The following is a 15,376-nucleotide window of genomic DNA, read 5'->3' as shown; positions in this document are numbered from 1 at the left end:
CCCGCATCTCGCGATGATCGCGCGGATCCGCCATTCTTGACGGAGCAGGCGGGCCCGCTCAATCTGTTCCACGTTCTCAGTTGAGGGGCTCGCTGATGAGCAAACCGCTTCGTGCCGCGCTTTACGCGCGCTATGCCGAAGGGCTTTCACCGAAGAAGATCGCCAAGATGCTGAACCTCGAGGGCATTGCGGCACCACGAGAGAGGTATTGGAGCGCCTCGACGATCCGCGGGAACCGCGAGCGGGGCACGGGGATTCTCAACAACGAACTCTATGTGGGCAAGCAGGTCTGGAACCGACTGACCTATGCCAAGGATCCCGGGACAGGCAAACGCATCAGCCGGTTGAACCCCGATGAAGCTTGGGAGATCACGGATGTGCCGGACCTTCGTATCATCGACGATGACCTTTGGCAGGCGGTTCGGGCGCGCCAAGGGGCGCTGAAGTCACAGGGGACCGATGTGCCGATCTGGGATCATCGTCGTCCGAAGTTTCTTCTTTCCTACTTGCTCAAATGCGGCTGCTGCGGTGCGGGCTTCGCGAAGGTCGGCAAGGACGGGTTCGGCTGCTCAGGCGCATGCAACAAGGGCCGTGCGGTCTGCACCAACATGACGGTGATCAAGAAGGACAACCTCGAAGGGCGGGTTCTGCACGCGTTGCAGCATAACCTGATGGACGACGCGGCGGTAAAAGTCTTTTGTGAGGAATATACGGCGGAGCGGAACCGGCTAGCGAAGGCTGCGGATGCGGGGCGCGCGGCCAGGGAGAAGGACCTCCGCGAGGTGACGGGCGACCACGACAAGCTCGTCGATGCCCTTCTGGCGGGCGTTCCCGCAGCGCGCGTCAGAGACCGTATGGAGAAGCTGGAAGCACAGAAGATGGAGATTGAGGCGTTGCTTGCGGCCTCCCCTGCCCCGTCGATGGTGCGGTTTCACCCGTCGATGGCAGGGACGTATCGAAGGCGGATCCAGGAGCTGATTGCGGCGGCGATCACCGCCCCCAGCGCCGCCGATGAAGACCTTTTCGAAGGGGCGTGACTTCGCCGCCTGGATCGGCCTCACGCCGCGCCAACATTCGAGCGGCGGCAAGGACCGGCTCGGCCGAACATCGAAGATGGGTCCCTGCGGTGAATTCGGAAGGCTTTTCCCGCTCGGCTTCAGGTGGCGGCGACCCGCTCGGCCATGATGCAAAGCATCTCGAACATCAGGCTGATGCCAAGCCATGCCGTGTTGCCCGAGGGGTTGAAGGGCGGTGACACCTCGACCAGATCGGCGCCGACGATGTCGAGCCCGCGCAGGCGCCGCGCCACTTCAAGCGCCGTCCATGAGGTCGGGCCGCCGACCTCGGGCGTGCCGGTGCCAGGCGCGAAGGTGGGGTCGACGAAATCGATGTCATAGGTGACATAGGTCGGTCCGCTGCCCGCGATCTCGCGCGCTTCGGCCATCACATCAGCTGCGCCGCGGGCGTGCAACTCGCCCACTGGGATGATGCGGATGCCGTTTGCGGCGGCGAAATCCCAATCCTCGCGGCCATAGGCCGTGCCGCGAATGCCGATCAGGCAATAGCGTTTCGGATCGATCAACCCCTCCTCGACGGCGCGGCGGAACGGCGTGCCATGCGTGTATCGGGCCATGCCGAAATAAACGTCGTTCAGATCGGTGTGGCTGTCGAATTGATTGAGTCCCACCGGCCGCGCTTTTGCCACTGCCCGCAGGATCGGCAGTGCGCAAAGGTGATCCCCGCCGGCCGTCAGCGGCCGGATCCCTGCCGCTACGACGCGGTCGTAAAACGCCTCCATCCGCGCGAGACTGTCCATCAGGTCGCCCGGATTGGGCGCGACATCGCCCAGATCGGCGCAGCGCGCCAGCTCGAACGGCGCCACCCAGGTTTGGCCATTCATCGCCCGGATCATCGTCGAGGCGTCGCGCAACTGCCGTGGCCCGTGGCGCGGTCCGGGTCGGTTCGTCGTGCCTCCATCCCAAGGCGCGCCGATCAGACCGATCTGCACTTCCGCAAAGCGGGGATGGTCGAAGAGCACATGCGGCAGCCGCATGAAGGTGGCACACCGGCAAAGCGCGGCAAATCGAGGCCTGAAATCGGGGTGAAAAAGCCGTCCGTCACGGGGGGGCTCCTGTTTGTCGGAACACGGTGTCGGGGCAGAGTATCTTCCCTTCGCGGAGAATTTCCTTCTGAAAATCGACCGTCTTTGGAATTCAATTCGGTCGCCTCATGTGCAAAAAATCTACAAATAAAGTCGTGATAATGGACCATGACCGCGCATCCCCATTCCGACACCGGCGAGATCCGCAAGACCACCTGTTACATGTGCGCCTGTCGCTGTGGCATCGACGTGCATCTGCGCTCGGGCAGGGTCCGTTACATCGAGGGCAACCGGGATCATCCGGTCAATCGCGGCGTGATCTGCGCCAAGGGCGCGGCGGGGATCATGCAGGTGACGGCACCAGCCCGGCTGCGGGCGCCGCTCAAACGGGTGGGGCCGCGCGGCTCGGGTGCCTTCGAGGAGATCAGCTGGGACGAGGCGCTGCAGATTGCCACCGGCTGGCTTGCGCCTTTGCGCGCGACGGCACCGGAAAAGCTGGCCTTCTTCACAGGCCGCGATCAGTCGCAAAGCTTCACCGGTTGGTGGGCGCAGGCCTTCGGTACGCCGAATTTCGCCGCGCATGGCGGGTTCTGTTCGGTCAATGTCGCCGCCGCCGGGATCATGTCGATCGGCGGAGCGTTTTGGGAATTCGGCGAGCCGGATTGGGAGCGGGCGAAGATCCTGCTCTTGTTCGGCGTGGCCGAGGATCACGACAGCAACCCGATCAAACGCGGGCTTGGTGCGCTGAAGGCGCGCGGTGCGCGGATCGTTTCGGTCAACCCGATCCGCACCGGCTACAACGCCGTGGCCGACGACTGGCTGGGCATTACGCCGGGCACGGACGGGCTCTTGATCCTTGCGCTGGTGCATGAGCTTCTGGTTGCGGGTCGGATCGATCTGGATTATCTCGCACGGTTCACCGATGCGCCCTGCCTGCTGATCGACGGGAAGAGGCCGGAAAGCGGGCTTTATCTGCATCTGCGCGACGCCGAGGGCCGTGCGCTGGTGATCGACCGCCGCACCGGGACGCTTGCGGCCTTTGATGGCGCGGGCGTCGAGCCCGACCTGGGCGGGCGTTGGCCCGACCACCGCACTGTCTTCGAGACCCTCGCCGAGCGGTATCTTGATCCGCGCCATGCGGCCGAGGTGGTGGCTGAGCGCGTTGGCATTCCGGCTGTGCGCATTCGGGCGCTGGCCGCCGAACTGGCGCGCGTGGCCTTTGACGAGACCATCGAGATCAACCAGCCGTGGACCGATTTCCGCGGCCATCGCCACGACCGGATGATCGGCCGCCCGGTAGGTTTTCACGCCATGCGCGGCATCGCCGCCCATTCGAATGGCTTTCAGACTGCCCGCGCGTTGCACCTGTTGCAGATGCTCCTTGGCGCGATCGAAACCCCCGGCGGGCTGCGCTTCAAGCCACCCTATCCAAAGCCCTTGGCTGCCCATCCGGTGCCGCATTTTAAGTCGGCACCGGGCGCGCCGCTACAGGGTCCGCATCTGGGTTTTCCAAGCTCTCCCGCCGATCTGGCGCTTTTGCCCGATGGCAGTCCGGCGCGGATCGACGAGGCCTTCACTTGGGAAAACCCGTTTTCTGCTCATGGCTTGATGCAAAGGGTGATCGGCAATGCCCATGCCGGGCGGCCCTACAGGATCGACACGCTCTTTCTCCACATGGCGAATATGGCGTGGAATTCCTCGATGAACCGCGCCGAGGTGGCGCGCTGGCTCACCGACCGCGACGCAAGCGGAAATTACGTCATCCCGCACATCATCCTGTCTGACGCCTATGCGAGCGAAACCGTGGCCTATTCCGATCTGGTGCTGCCCGACACTACCTATCTGGAACGCCACGACGCGATCAGCCTGCTGGATCGACCGATCGGGCGCGGGGATCGGCTGGCGGATTCGATCCGCTGGCCGGTGATGGCGCCCGACCGCGATGTCCGCCCGTTTCAGTCGGTGCTCTGCGATCTGGGGGCACGGCTCGGCCTGCCGGGTTTTGTAACCAAGGACGGAGAGCCCGCTTTTGCCGATTATGCCGATTACCTGATCCAGCACCAGCGCCGCCCCGGCATCGGACCCTTGGCGGGCTGGCGCGGCGATGGCACCGCGCATGGTCGCGGAGCGCCGAACCCGGCGCAATTGCAGCGCTACATTGAAAACGGCGGCGTTTTCAGTGCCGAAATCCCGCTTGCGGCGCAGTTTTTCAAACCCTGGAACCGGGCATATCAGGACTGGGCGGTGAGCATGGGTTTGCAGGACAAGCCGCAACCCTATCTGTTTTCGCTTTGGTGCGAGCCGCTTCGCCGGTTTCAACTGGCCGCCGAGGGGCACGGGGCACATCAGCCGCCCGACCATCTGCGCTTGGCCCTTCTGGCGGCGATGGACCCGTTGCCCGATTGGACAGCCCCGCAAAATACCGCCTCCGAGGCCGACTATCCGCTGCATGCGCTGACCCAGCGCCCGCCTGCGATGTATCATTCCTGGGGCTCGATGAACGCCTGGCTGCGGCAAATCCTCGGTCATAATGTGCTTTATATTCCCAAACCGGTCTGGCGGGCGCAGGGTTTTCGCGCGGGCGACTGGGCGCGGGTCACCTCGCCCCATGGGGTGATCGAGGCTCCCGTCGCGCCGATGGCGGCGCTTAATCCCCACACCGTCTGGACCTGGAATGCGATCGGCAAGCGCAAGGGGGCATGGGGGCTTTCAACCGACGCGCCCGAGGCGGAAAAGGGATTTCTGCTCAACCATTTGATGCATGATCTGATGCCGCCCGACGCGAGCGGGGAGCGGCGCTGGAACGCCGATCCGGTGACCGGGCAGGCGCCCGATCCGTTCGATCTGCGGGTGCTGATCGAACGGATCGGGCGCCGCCGCGTGACCTTGCCACAATTCCCCGAAACGGCTCTCAAGATCCTGCGCCGGAGAAAATCATGAGCCGCACTCTGGTCATTGATCTCGACAGTTGCACCGGCTGTCATGCCTGCACCATCGCCTGCAAGGGCTGGCAGAATGCGAACGAGGACACGCGGCTCCCCGATGCCGAGGCTCACGGCAAGGCTCCCTTCGGCGCCTTTCTCAGCCGCGTCCACTCCTATGAGGTGATCGAAGGCGACGCTCCGCCGCGCCTGATCCACTATCCCCGCACCTGCGTGCATTGCGAAAATCCGCCCTGCGTGCCGGTCTGCCCGACGGGGGCCAGCCACCGCACGGCGGAGGGTCTGGTGCAGATCGATGCCAGCCGCTGCATGGGCTGCGGTCTTTGTGCCTGGGCCTGCCCCTATGGGGCGCGGGAACTCGACCCGGTGGCGGGGGTGATGCGCAAATGCACGCTTTGCGCCAATCGGATTGATGACCCCGACCGCCCGGCCGAGGATCGCATTCCCGCCTGTGTCCGCGCCTGTCCGACCGGCGCACGGCATTTCGGCGATCCCTCTGATGCGGAAAGCCCGCTGGGCAAGCTTGTCGCCGAACGTGGCGGATTTGCGCCGATGCCCGAGTTCGGCACGAAACCCACCAGCCGCTATCTGCCGCCGCGCCCCAAGGACCGCCTTGGCTGCGGGGCTACTCTGGCCCCCCTCGTTCTCGGCGGCGGCTTGCAGGATTGGCTTGATCGCCTGTTGCGGAGGAGCTGATGCGCGCCGCCCCTTCTGTCATCCTTTTTACCAGCCTGTCCGGCGCGGGGTTCGGCCTGCTCGCTGCGGCGGGGCTGGGTCTTGCTTCGGGACCAAAGGCGTGGATTTTCGGATATGCCCTTGCCGTTGCCGGGCTGATCGCTTCGAGTTTCCATCTGGCGCATCCTTTGCGCGGGCGGTTCGCGTTTCGGGCCTGGCGCACAAGTTGGCTCGCGCGCGAAGCCTGGGGGGCCATGGCGGCCTTGTCCGTGCTGATGCCGCCCACCGCATCCGTGCTTGCAGGTGGGCCGCCCTTACGCTTTTTGGGCGTGCTGGGGGCCGGGCTTTGCCTTGCCACGGTGTTCTTCACCGCGATGATCTATGCAAGCCTGCGCGCTGTGCCGCGCTGGCATCATCCGACAACGCCTCTGATCTATCTCACCTGCGCGGCGACGGGGGGCTTCCGCCCCGCACGAGCCGAAGAGTTATGCCCGCCCCGCGGCTGCCCCTGCCTCGCCGCGGCTTGGGGCGCCGCCCTTCGCTTCGTCGCAACCAGAGGTTTCGTCTCAATCGGGGCGGTTCTACTTCCTGCCTGACGCAGCCACCGCACCGGCCACTGAACCGGGATACCCCGGGCGTGACGTTCCGGCGACACCCGCCGCAGTGCCCGCCTTCGACGTTCAGGCGGTTCGGCGCGATTTTCCAATCCTTGCCGAACGGGTGAACGGGCGGCAGCTGGTGTGGTTCGACAATGCCGCGACGACGCAAAAACCCACCTGCGTGATCGACCGGCTGTCCGAGTTCTATCGCCACGAGAACTCGAACATCCACCGCGCGGCGCATACCCTCGCCGCGCGGGCCACGGATGCCTATGAACATGCCCGCGACACGGTGCGGGATTTTCTCGGCGCGGCCTCGTTGGAGGAAATTGTCTTCGTCCGGGGGGCAACCGAGGGGATCAACCTTGTCGCCCGCACTTGGGGTGTGGCGAATATCCGCGAGGGCGACGAGATCCTCGTCTCGCATCTGGAACACCACGCCAATATCGTGCCCTGGCAACAGCTTGCGGCGGAAAAGGGGGCGCGGCTGCGGGTCATTCCGGTGGATGACACCGGGCAGGTGCGGCTGGAGGAGTATCTGAAGCTCCTTGGCCCGCGCACCAAGATCGTTGCCGTCACGCAGGTCTCGAATGCGCTCGGCACGGTGGTTCCGGTGCGCGAGATCGTGGCGGCGGCGCATGGTGTCGGCGCGGTGGCGCTCGTCGATGGGGCGCAATCGGTCAGCCACATGCGGGTGAACGTGCAGGAGATCGGCGCCGATTTCTTCGTCTTTTCCGGGCACAAGGTGTTTGGGCCGACGGGGATCGGGGCGGTCTATATCCGCCGCGCATTGGCCGAAACCCTGCCGCCCTGGCAAGGCGGGGGTAATATGATCGCCGATGTCACCTTCGAGCGCACGCTTTACCAGCCGCCCCCCGCGCGGTTCGAGGCGGGCACCGGCAACATTGCCGACGCGGCCGGGCTCGCCGCGGCGCTGGGCTATGTGCAAAGGATCGGGCTGGACGCGATCGGCGCCTATGAGCATGCGCTTCTCGATTATGCCACGGGGCAGCTTGCGGCCGTGCCCGGGGTGCGGCTTGTGGGCACGGCGGCTCACAAGGCAAGCGTTCTGTCCTTCGTTCTCGAGGGTTTCGAGCCGCTCGAGGTGGGTCGGGCGCTTGACCGCGAGGGGATTGCGGTGCGTGCGGGCCATCACTGCGCGCAGCCGATCCTGCGCCGCTTCGGGCTCGAAGCAACGGTGCGGCCCTCGCTTGCCTTCTACAACACCCGCGACGAGGTCGATCTTTTCGTCTCGGCGGTGGCAAGACTCGCCGCGACACGGCCCACCCGCGCGTCGTGACGAGACCGGGCGGGGCCCCCTGAACGCCCCGCCCGGATCAGATCATCAATTTAAGTCCAGAAATGAAAAGCAATAGCGCCAGGAAGCCGCGCAGCCAGCGTTCCGAGAGCGTTCGGCTGCCGAGCACCGCGCCCAAGCTGCCCCCAATCGCCACGGCCAGCCCCCAAAGCGGCAGGGCGGCTGGCAGATCGCCCCAGAATGCCTGTGCGCCAAGCAACGCGGCGGCGGAATTCATCAGATTGTAAACGGCGGTCGTTGCGGCAGTCTGGCGGGCATTGGCCCAGCCCATCATCAAGATTACCGGGGCCAGAAAGACACCGCCACCGGTGCCTGTCGTGCCCGAAACAAAGCCGATCGCCGCGCCCGTTGCCAGGGCCCCGAAAAACGGTGGGCTGTGTGTCATGGGCACCTCGGCCCCCAGCCGCCAGGCCCCGCGCGCCATCTGCACGCGTGACACAAACAGCACAAGCCCGACGACCGGATGATAGATCGCCCCCGGCAGCGGCAGCATGCCGCCCAGAACCGAAAACGGAAATCCAAGCACCGCAAAGGGATAGATGTTGCGCAGGCTGAGTCGTCCGGCGCGCAGGAAAAGGCCTGTACCGATCCCGGCAACGATCATATTGAGGCAAAGCGCCGTCACTTTCATCGCCATTGGCGCCAGATCGGCAAAGGCCATCGCGGCGATATAGCCCGATGCGCCAGCTTGCCCCACCGCCGCAGAGATCGCAGCGATGAGGCTGAAGGCGAGACCCAGTCCAAGGCTTTGCGCGTCCATGCTGCCCTCCCACCGGCGAGCTTCGGTCAGGCCGGGCCGGGCCGCAAGGGATTAACCGCCGGTCTTTCCCCGCCACGGCACGAAATGGCGTTCGGCTGCGCGCAAGGCCACATCGACGCCATAGCCGATCAGGCCAATCAGCAAGATCCCCATCACCACGACGTCGGTCAGCTGGAATTTCGAGGCCACAAGGATCATCATGCCTGCGCCCTTCTCGGCCGCGACAAGCTCTGCCGCCACCACTGTGCCCCAGCACACCCCCATTGCCACCCGCGCTCCGATGAACAGATCGGGCAGCGAATTCGGGATGATCACATGCAACAGCACCTGCAGCTTCGAGGCGCCAAGGCTGTAGGCCGCATGGACTTTCGACAGCCGCACCCCCGCCACGCCCGAGCGTGCCGCGATCACCATGATCCAGAGTGCGGCCAAGAACAGAAGCACGATCTTGCCGGTCTCCCAGATGCCCCACCAGATGATGGTGACGGTGCGGCGCGCGCTGTCGATCCCGCCACGACGGAGCAGGCGCAGGGTCAACCCCGCACCAAGGAAAATGGCCAGATAGGCGAGAGCGAGGATCATTGCGCCGCCTCCACTTGGTCGGAGCGGCCCATGATTTCGTCCTCCATGCCCCAGATCAGCGACAGGATCTCGTCGCGGGTCTCGATGAAATCGCGGCGGCGTCGGATCTCGCGCAGGTCGGCACCCACGGCGGCTTCCGCAAAGGGCAAGGCATATTCGCGCAGGATGCGTCCCGGTCGCGGCGTCCTCACGATCAGCCGCTGGCCCAAAAGCAGCGCCTCCTCGACCGAATGGGTGATCAGGATCACCGTCTGTCGGTCTCTTTCCAAAGCTTCAGGATCAGCCCCTGCATCTTCTCGCGCGTCAGCGCATCGAGCGCGCCCAGGGGCTCGTCCATCAAGATCAGCTCGGGGTCAGGTGCATGTTCCGGCTGGCATGACGGCCCTGATCATCGCGACAGAACCTCTGTGGATTCTCCTGTTTTAGTCCGCTATCCGTAAAATTCTACCATTGCGTTCGATGGTGATCGGTTCCGTTTTTGGCCTGGGGGGAATCGGGGTGTTTGTCTCATCGAAACTGGTTCTGGGGGGCTGCTGACCTGACCGGAATTGCGCGGGTTGCGCTCGGGGCTTTAGCGGAGTCGGCCTATTGTGTCATCGTGCCGGAGTTGATCCGGCGGCATGGTGCGCTGTCGGTGACGGCCCTCACTGTTGAGCCCGAGCAACCAAGCCACGGTGCGCAAGCCAAACGATGGATTTGCCTCGGTCATCGCCTTGATCGGGCCTGCAAACCGGGCATCGACCCTTGGGGCGCCTTGATCGGTTTCCAATCGCCCATGCGCTGCGCCACGATCGAGCCGCCGCTTTGAAGGCCTGCACCGGGAGGGTCGACTGACGCCAAGCGACCGCTCCCAGGCAGCACCCTGTTCCGCGCGGGTCAGCCGAAACTGATCACCTGTTTGCGCGTGGCCCGTCCCGCGCGCAGCGCCTCATACACTTCCGGGCCGGCGGTGATGGCGGAAAGATCCAGTTGCGGCGCGGTCAGCGCACCCGTCACGAAGCCCGCGCGCAGGGTGTCGAGAATCTGGGCGATCTCGGGGCCCGACAGCTTCATCGTGTCGACCCCGCGAAGCTCCAGCTGGCGATGGTAGAAATCGACCAGATCGAAGCTCACGCGCGGCCCCCCGGTGCTGGTGATCGCGATCTGCCGTCCGCCTTGCCGCAGGGTGGCAAGCGCCGGTTCGAACATCGGGCCGCCGACGATATCGAGCACCATATCCACCCCCTTGCCGTCGGTCGCCTCCAGGACGGCGGGCTGCAGTTCGGTCGTTTCCGTGTTGATGTAGAGATCCGCCTCGGACAGCCGATCCCTGCGCCCCAGACCGATGACGCGGGCGCCTTGCCAGCGCGCGATCTGGATGGCCGCACGACCGACCGCGCCGGTGCTGCCGGTGATCAGCACCGTTTCGCCGCGCTGGATCTGCCCGGCGCGCACCAACGCCCCCCAGGCGGTGACGAAGGGCACCCCCACAGAGGCGGCCTCAGCCATGCTGAGGTGGGCGGGCTTGTCCGACAGCCAGTCGGCGGGCAGGCAGATGTATTCCGCCTGTGCCCCGTCGCGGATCACGCCAAAGCCTGCCCCGCTGCCCCAGACCTCGCGCCCCTTGTCCGGGCCGTCGGAGACGACGGTGCCTGCGAAATCACGCCCCGGAACGCGGGGCAGCCGCGCCTTGAACAGGCCCGCGACGTTTTTCACGTCGCTGGGATTGATCGCGGCGGCGGCGATCTTGACGAGCACTTCGCCCGGTGCGGGCACGGGGATGTCCAAGGTGTCGACATGCAACACGTCCGGTTGGCCGTATTTGGTGAATCTGAGGGCCTTCATGGCACAATGTCCTTTGAACGGAATAGCCTGCCGCGATCGGGACCGCGGCAGGCCCGGTGATTACAGGAAGAACCCTTCCGGGTGGCCCTGACGCGTCACGTAGCCGTTGTGCGACATTTCCAGCCGGATCTTTTGCACCATCGTGTAGGCGTTGTTCTTGGTCATCACATCCGCGCCGTTCAGGCGCTGATGCCAGAGCTTGCCGTTCGAGGTGGTCTTTTCGAGCACGTTCTTGGTCACGAGGTTGGTGATCGCCGAGAAGTAGTTTTCCTCGGCGGCGCGGAAGGCGCCCATGTAGGGGCCGGTTCCGAGATCCTTCATGAAGTATTCCAGTTCGACCTCCTGCAGCGCCTGCTTGGCGAAGCCGATGATGTCATGGGTGTATTCGCGTGCGGTCAGCACGTCTTCACGGGTGCCGTAGCGGGACACGTGACCACAGACGATGGTGTCGAAATCGTAGTCGAGGATCTGGTCATGCGCCTCGATCCAGCCGCTGATGTTTTCCGAACTGTCGCAATCCTTGAACGCAACCCAGCCCGGCGCCAGAATGTCGATGGCGGCCAGCGCCTTCTGTTTCGGGGCGTAGATGAAGATGTTGCCCTCGGCGTGGTTCTGGCCCTTGTAAGACAGCTCCAGCTTGACGCCGTTCACGTCGAGCACCGCGTCCTTGGAGAAAGTCTCGGTCGGAACGGGGCGGTCCTTGTCGGGGAAGCGGGTCAGCAGTTCGGCCGTTTTTTCATGCGCCACACGCTTGATGTTCGGGCCAAACATCGACGCCGCGCCGACGTGGTCGGCGTGCCAGTGGCTATAGACCATATGCGTCACCGGTTCATCGGTCACCTCGGCGATGGCATCCAGCAAGCGTTCCCCGAGCGAGGGCGGAGCATCGACCACGATGACACCATTGCCGGTGCACACGAACATGCAGTCGTACCAGCCGCCCGACACCCAGTAGACCCCGTCTTTCAGTTCCTCGACGTGGTATCCCTTCTTGATGCGGTCCGGCAGGAACAGGCTGCCGTAGGAGTCCTCGGGCGGACGGGCGTAATCCTCAACCTTGCTGTAGGGCAGGCCGACCTGGCCCAGGTTGTCGATATACCATTTCGGGATGCAGTCGCAGATGCCGTTGGCGTGGTGATGGTCGTGTGTCGTCATGATCAGATGATCCTTCAGTCTTGAAATCTGGTCCGGTGACATCTGCCACCGGAAGGATTGCCGGGGCCAGGAGCAGGCCCCGGCACGGACCCCGAACCGGGGTCAGTGCGCGGTCTGCCCGCCGTCGGCGAGATGGACCTGCCCGGTGGTGAAACTGGCCATCGGGGAACACAGGAACAGCACCGTGCCCGCGATCTCCTCGGGATCTGCCGCGCGGTGCATCGGGCTGCCCGCGAACAGGTTCGCGGCAAACGCCTCGTCTTCGAGCCAGCGTTCGATCATCGGCGTGCGCACAATGCCGGGCGCCACGGCATTCACACGGATGCCCTGCCGGGCGTAATCCAGTGCCGCGGCCTTGGTCAGCCCGATGACGCCGTGCTTGGCGGCGACATAGGGGGCCATGCCGGGGTCGGCGATCACCCCCGCGACCGAGGTCGTGTTCACGATCGCCCCGCCGCCGGTCTTCAGCATGGCGGTGATCTCATACTTCATGCACAGGAACACGCCCTTGAGGTCCACCGCCACCACGCTGTCGAAATGCGCTTCGGTCATTTCATGCAGCGGCAGGGTCGGCGGCAGGATGCCCGCATTGTTGAAGGCGCAGTCCAACCGGCCAAAGGCATCGACCGTGGCCTCCACGAGCGCGGCGACCGAGGCGGCGTTGGACACGTCGGCGGGCACAAAGATCGCCTCGCCGCCCGCGTCGCGGATTTCCTGCGCGGTGTTCTGCCCGGCGCCCGTCAGGTTGCCGATGGCCACCTTGGCGCCCTGACGGGCAAAGGCCAAAGCCGTTGCCCGGCCGATCCCCGTGCTTCCTCCGGTCACGAGAACGACTTTTCCCGTGTAATCCAGTAGTTTCTCCATGATGCGGAGCCTTCTTCTCTGGTTGCCGGGCAGGGCCCTCCGAAGGGGGATCCTCGCGCCGAGGCAATGTCTTGCGTGTCGGCCCACTATGTATGTTGCATAAGACGGGATACACCGGGTGAATCTGTGCTTCAGAATTTACTTTCATGCATCAATCGTTCAGTGTTTGCGCTGCAGACAGGCGCGAGACACCGCGCCTGACACAGGGAAAACGCAGATGTCGACCGATGTTTTCAGGACCATGCAGGTCTTCACCAAGGTGGTGGAACTGAAAAGCTTTGCCCAGGCGGCAGACACGCTGGGCATGTCGCGCGGCATGGCCTCGCGCCATGTGGCCGCGCTGGAAGACAGCCTTGGCGTCCGCCTGATCAACCGCACCACCCGCAAGTTTTCTGTGACCGAAGCCGGGACCGCCTACTACAATCAGGCCATCAACATTCTGGCTCTGGTGGCAGAGGCCGAACAGACCGCCACCAGCGACACGGCAAAACCACGCGGCACGCTGCGTCTTAGCTGTTCGGTCGCCTTCGGCGGCACCCAGCTGGGCCGCGCCGTCGCCGCCTACATGCGGCACTTCCCTGAAGTGAAGGTCGACGTGGTGCTGTGCGAACGCAATGTGAACCTGGTCGAGGAGGGCTTCGATCTGGCGCTGCGGGTGGCCATTGACCTCGACCCCGGCCTGATCGCCCGGCGCCTGACACCTATCCGCTTTGTCGCCTGTGCGTCCCCCGATTATCTGGAACGACACGGCACGCCCAGCGAACCCGCCGAGCTGTCACGCCACGAATGTCTGGTGTTTTCCGAGGCCGACATTGCCACCGACTGGCGGTTCCGCCGCGACGGCATGACGACCAAGGTCCGCATCCACGGCAGTTTCCGGGCCAACAACGGCAACATCCTGTGCGAAGCCGCCGCCAATGGGGCGGGCATCGTCTACCAGCCGACCTTTCTGGCGTTCGAACATCTGCGCGCCGGGCGGCTGGTGAAGCTGCTGCCCGAATGGGAAGCCGATACGTTCTGGGCCTACGCGGTCTACCCCAATCGCCAGTATTTGCTGCCGAAGGTTCGAACGTTCATCGATTTCATGGCCGCCCATTTCGGGGCTGAGCCCCACTGGGACGCCGAACTCGCCAAAATCTGGAAATAGGCGCCATTGCATCGGCCCTGCGTCGCGCCCTTTCCGAGGGGGCGGACCTATGTTCGTCTCCCCGAAACCGGCCGCCGCTCGGGGGCGCACCAGATCCGCAGGGCCCGCAGACCTGCTCGGTCAAACCCGACCAGATCGAAAGCCTGCTTGCCGATCGCGATGCCGATAACCGCATGATTTTCAACCGCTTGGCCTCGTAATCTCTCGTCGCTTTCATGCGCACAAGGGCTTTTGCGACGGCGCGGATGATCGCGGTTCAGGGGCCGGAACGGGGGCGCCGGCACATGCCAGTCGCCCCGCTCGCCCCTTTCGCGGCAGGCCCCCGCACCGGCCAGTCGGCTGCGCTGCAGCGAAAGGGCCTTGAACGCCTTGCTCCGCGGCATCATCTATGTCGGATATGGCCACATTGGCCGATTTCGGGGATTTACATGATCGAAACCTGGCTGCCCCTTCTCGCGGGGCTCGTGCTACTCGTTGCGGGCGGGGAGCTTTTGGTGCGGGGGGCGGTGCAGGCGGCAGAGCGGATCGGGATATCGCCTCTGGTGATCGGCCTGACGCTGGTCGGTTTCGGCACGTCGATGCCCGAGCTTGTGACCTCGGTGCAGGCGGGGCTCGCGGGGGCGCCGGGGATCGCCTATGGCAATATCGTCGGCTCGAACATCGCCAATATCCTGCTCATCGGGGGTGTTTCCGCGCTGATCTGCCCGATCCTTGTGGCCCGCGCGGCGCTGCGCCGCGATGCGGTGGTGATGTTTGCGGTGGCCGCGGCCTTCGCCGGGCTCGCCTATTTCGCGCCGATGAGCCGCGGGATCGGTGCCGCGCTGATCGCCGCGCTTGTCGGCTATATCTGGTTCGTGATCGTGCAGGAACGCGCGGCCGAGGACGGCGGCGCGCTGCATGACAAGAGCCTTGCCCTCGCGGAGGCCGATCCGGGCCTTGCGGCCCCCCCCGCACAGGGCCGCCTGCTCATGCCGCTCCTGATCGCGCTGGCGGGGCTTGTCCTTGTGGTCGCGGGGGGCGCGCTTCTCGTCAGCGGCGCAGTCGCGCTCGCGCGCGGCTTTGGCGTCTCGGAAACGGTGATCGGGCTCACCATCGTGGCCATCGGCACCTCGATGCCCGAACTCGTGACCTCGGTGATTGCCGCGCTGAAACGGCAGGGCGATGTGGCCTTTGGCAATATCGTCGGCTCGAACATTTACAACGTGCTCGGCATCGGCGGCACGACGGCGCTGATCGCCCCCTCCGATGTGCCCGCGCAGATCGTGCGGTTCGACGCGCCGCTGATGGTGTTCGTATCCGCCGTTTTGGTGCTTTTTGCGGCAACCGGGTTGCGCATCAACCGCTGGGAAGGGCTGATGCTGATTGCGGGCTATGCGGCCTATACCTGGATCTTGCTGCCCTGATGCGCC

11 protein-coding genes and 4 pseudogenes are annotated in these 15,376 nt (G+C 64.9%); 8 read left to right on the top strand and 7 right to left on the bottom strand.

The features are described 5' to 3' along the window. The first annotated feature begins 95 nt into the window (after positions 1 to 95). The gene (locus ACFSM0_RS12115; protein ID WP_377390702.1) at positions 96 to 1,037 is read left to right on the top strand and encodes a recombinase family protein; all 942 of its coding nucleotides are present in this window, start codon (positions 96 to 98) and stop codon (positions 1,035 to 1,037) included. Next, positions 1,015 to 1,119, top strand: a pseudogene (locus tag ACFSM0_RS12110) (transposase); the annotation flags it as partial. The gene ACFSM0_RS12115 and the pseudogene ACFSM0_RS12110, both read left to right, overlap by 23 nt. A gap of 37 nt (positions 1,120 to 1,156) precedes the next feature. Here the strand turns inward: ACFSM0_RS12110 and ACFSM0_RS12105 are convergent. Continuing rightward, a pseudogene (locus tag ACFSM0_RS12105) lies at positions 1,157 to 2,121 on the bottom strand (agmatinase). 148 nt (positions 2,122 to 2,269) lie between these two features. Here ACFSM0_RS12105 and ACFSM0_RS12100 point away from each other — a divergent pair. Genes ACFSM0_RS12100 through ACFSM0_RS12085 form a run of 4 tightly spaced genes read left to right on the top strand, consistent with a single transcriptional unit; the run spans position 2,270 to position 7,617 of the window. Then, on the top strand, positions 2,270 to 5,041 hold the full coding sequence (locus ACFSM0_RS12100; RefSeq protein WP_377390700.1) for a molybdopterin-dependent oxidoreductase: 2,772 nt from the start codon (positions 2,270 to 2,272) through the stop codon (positions 5,039 to 5,041). Further along, positions 5,038 to 5,739, top strand: a complete 702-nt coding sequence (locus tag ACFSM0_RS12095; protein ID WP_377390698.1) for a 4Fe-4S dicluster domain-containing protein — start codon at positions 5,038 to 5,040, stop codon at positions 5,737 to 5,739. The genes ACFSM0_RS12100 and ACFSM0_RS12095 overlap by 4 nt, the downstream gene beginning before the upstream one ends. Further along, positions 5,739 to 6,314 (top strand): DmsC/YnfH family molybdoenzyme membrane anchor subunit, encoded by a 576-nt coding sequence (locus ACFSM0_RS12090; RefSeq protein ID WP_377390696.1) that lies wholly within the window; start codon positions 5,739 to 5,741, stop codon positions 6,312 to 6,314. The genes ACFSM0_RS12095 and ACFSM0_RS12090 overlap by 1 nt, the downstream gene beginning before the upstream one ends. Next, positions 6,307 to 7,617 carry a family 2A encapsulin nanocompartment cargo protein cysteine desulfurase gene (locus ACFSM0_RS12085; protein WP_377390730.1) on the top strand — a complete coding sequence of 437 codons (1,311 nt, stop codon included), beginning with the start codon at positions 6,307 to 6,309 and terminating at the stop codon, positions 7,615 to 7,617. The genes ACFSM0_RS12090 and ACFSM0_RS12085 overlap by 8 nt, the downstream gene beginning before the upstream one ends. 37 nt (positions 7,618 to 7,654) lie before the next feature. On the opposite strand, the gene ACFSM0_RS12080 is transcribed toward ACFSM0_RS12085, so the two are convergent. The 6 genes and pseudogenes from ACFSM0_RS12080 to ACFSM0_RS12055 form a co-directional block, all read right to left on the bottom strand. Continuing rightward, a complete protein-coding gene (locus tag ACFSM0_RS12080) occupies positions 7,655 to 8,395 on the bottom strand; it encodes a sulfite exporter TauE/SafE family protein (protein WP_377390694.1) in 741 nt (246 codons plus the stop codon). A gap of 51 nt (positions 8,396 to 8,446) precedes the next feature. Continuing rightward, positions 8,447 to 8,980: pseudogene (locus ACFSM0_RS12075) on the bottom strand (ABC transporter permease subunit); the annotation flags it as partial. After that, positions 8,974 to 9,338 (bottom strand): annotated as a pseudogene (locus ACFSM0_RS12070) (ATP-binding cassette domain-containing protein); the annotation flags it as partial. The pseudogenes ACFSM0_RS12075 and ACFSM0_RS12070, both read right to left, overlap by 7 nt. 515 nt (positions 9,339 to 9,853) lie before the next feature. Beyond that, a complete protein-coding gene (locus ACFSM0_RS12065) occupies positions 9,854 to 10,801 on the bottom strand; it encodes a quinone oxidoreductase family protein (RefSeq protein ID WP_377390692.1) in 948 nt (315 codons plus the stop codon). 60 nt (positions 10,802 to 10,861) lie between these two features. Beyond that, on the bottom strand, positions 10,862 to 11,956 hold the full coding sequence (locus ACFSM0_RS12060; protein WP_377390690.1) for an MBL fold metallo-hydrolase: 1,095 nt from the start codon (positions 11,954 to 11,956) through the stop codon (positions 10,862 to 10,864). Between the two features lie 102 nt (positions 11,957 to 12,058). Continuing rightward, positions 12,059 to 12,820, bottom strand: coding sequence for an SDR family NAD(P)-dependent oxidoreductase (locus ACFSM0_RS12055; protein ID WP_377390688.1), 762 nt, complete (start codon positions 12,818 to 12,820; stop codon positions 12,059 to 12,061). 217 nt (positions 12,821 to 13,037) lie between these two features. On the opposite strand from ACFSM0_RS12055, the gene ACFSM0_RS12050 reads away from it, so the two are divergent. Beyond that, positions 13,038 to 13,967 carry a LysR family transcriptional regulator gene (locus tag ACFSM0_RS12050; protein WP_377390686.1) on the top strand — a complete coding sequence of 310 codons (930 nt, stop codon included), beginning with the start codon at positions 13,038 to 13,040 and terminating at the stop codon, positions 13,965 to 13,967. A 428-nt stretch (positions 13,968 to 14,395) separates the two neighbouring features. Next, the gene (locus ACFSM0_RS12045; RefSeq protein WP_377390684.1) at positions 14,396 to 15,370 is read left to right on the top strand and encodes a calcium/sodium antiporter; all 975 of its coding nucleotides are present in this window, start codon (positions 14,396 to 14,398) and stop codon (positions 15,368 to 15,370) included. The last annotated feature ends 6 nt before the right edge of the window (positions 15,371 to 15,376 follow it).

It is taken from the genome of Rhodobacter lacus (genome assembly GCF_042683065.1).
Taxonomy (GTDB): domain Bacteria; phylum Pseudomonadota; class Alphaproteobacteria; order Rhodobacterales; family Rhodobacteraceae; genus Rhodobacter; species Rhodobacter lacus.
The sequence above is the reverse complement of the archived record's forward strand: the minus strand, read 5'-3'. Positions and strand labels throughout refer to the sequence as shown.

Coding starts and splice junctions, on each gene's coding strand:
- ACFSM0_RS12045 (WP_377390684.1), top strand. CDS start 14,396: ATGATCGAAACCTGGCTGCCCCTTCTCGCGGGGCTCGTGCTACTCGTT.
- ACFSM0_RS12055 (WP_377390688.1), bottom strand. CDS start 12,820: ATGGAGAAACTACTGGATTACACGGGAAAAGTCGTTCTCGTGACCGGA.
- ACFSM0_RS12115 (WP_377390702.1), top strand. CDS start 96: ATGAGCAAACCGCTTCGTGCCGCGCTTTACGCGCGCTATGCCGAAGGG.
- ACFSM0_RS12080 (WP_377390694.1), bottom strand. CDS start 8,395: ATGGACGCGCAAAGCCTTGGACTGGGTCTCGCCTTCAGCCTCATCGCT.
- ACFSM0_RS12065 (WP_377390692.1), bottom strand. CDS start 10,801: ATGAAGGCCCTCAGATTCACCAAATACGGCCAACCGGACGTGTTGCAT.
- ACFSM0_RS12095 (WP_377390698.1), top strand. CDS start 5,038: ATGAGCCGCACTCTGGTCATTGATCTCGACAGTTGCACCGGCTGTCAT.
- ACFSM0_RS12050 (WP_377390686.1), top strand. CDS start 13,038: ATGTCGACCGATGTTTTCAGGACCATGCAGGTCTTCACCAAGGTGGTG.
- ACFSM0_RS12060 (WP_377390690.1), bottom strand. CDS start 11,956: ATGACGACACACGACCATCACCACGCCAACGGCATCTGCGACTGCATC.
- ACFSM0_RS12090 (WP_377390696.1), top strand. CDS start 5,739: ATGCGCGCCGCCCCTTCTGTCATCCTTTTTACCAGCCTGTCCGGCGCG.
- ACFSM0_RS12100 (WP_377390700.1), top strand. CDS start 2,270: ATGACCGCGCATCCCCATTCCGACACCGGCGAGATCCGCAAGACCACC.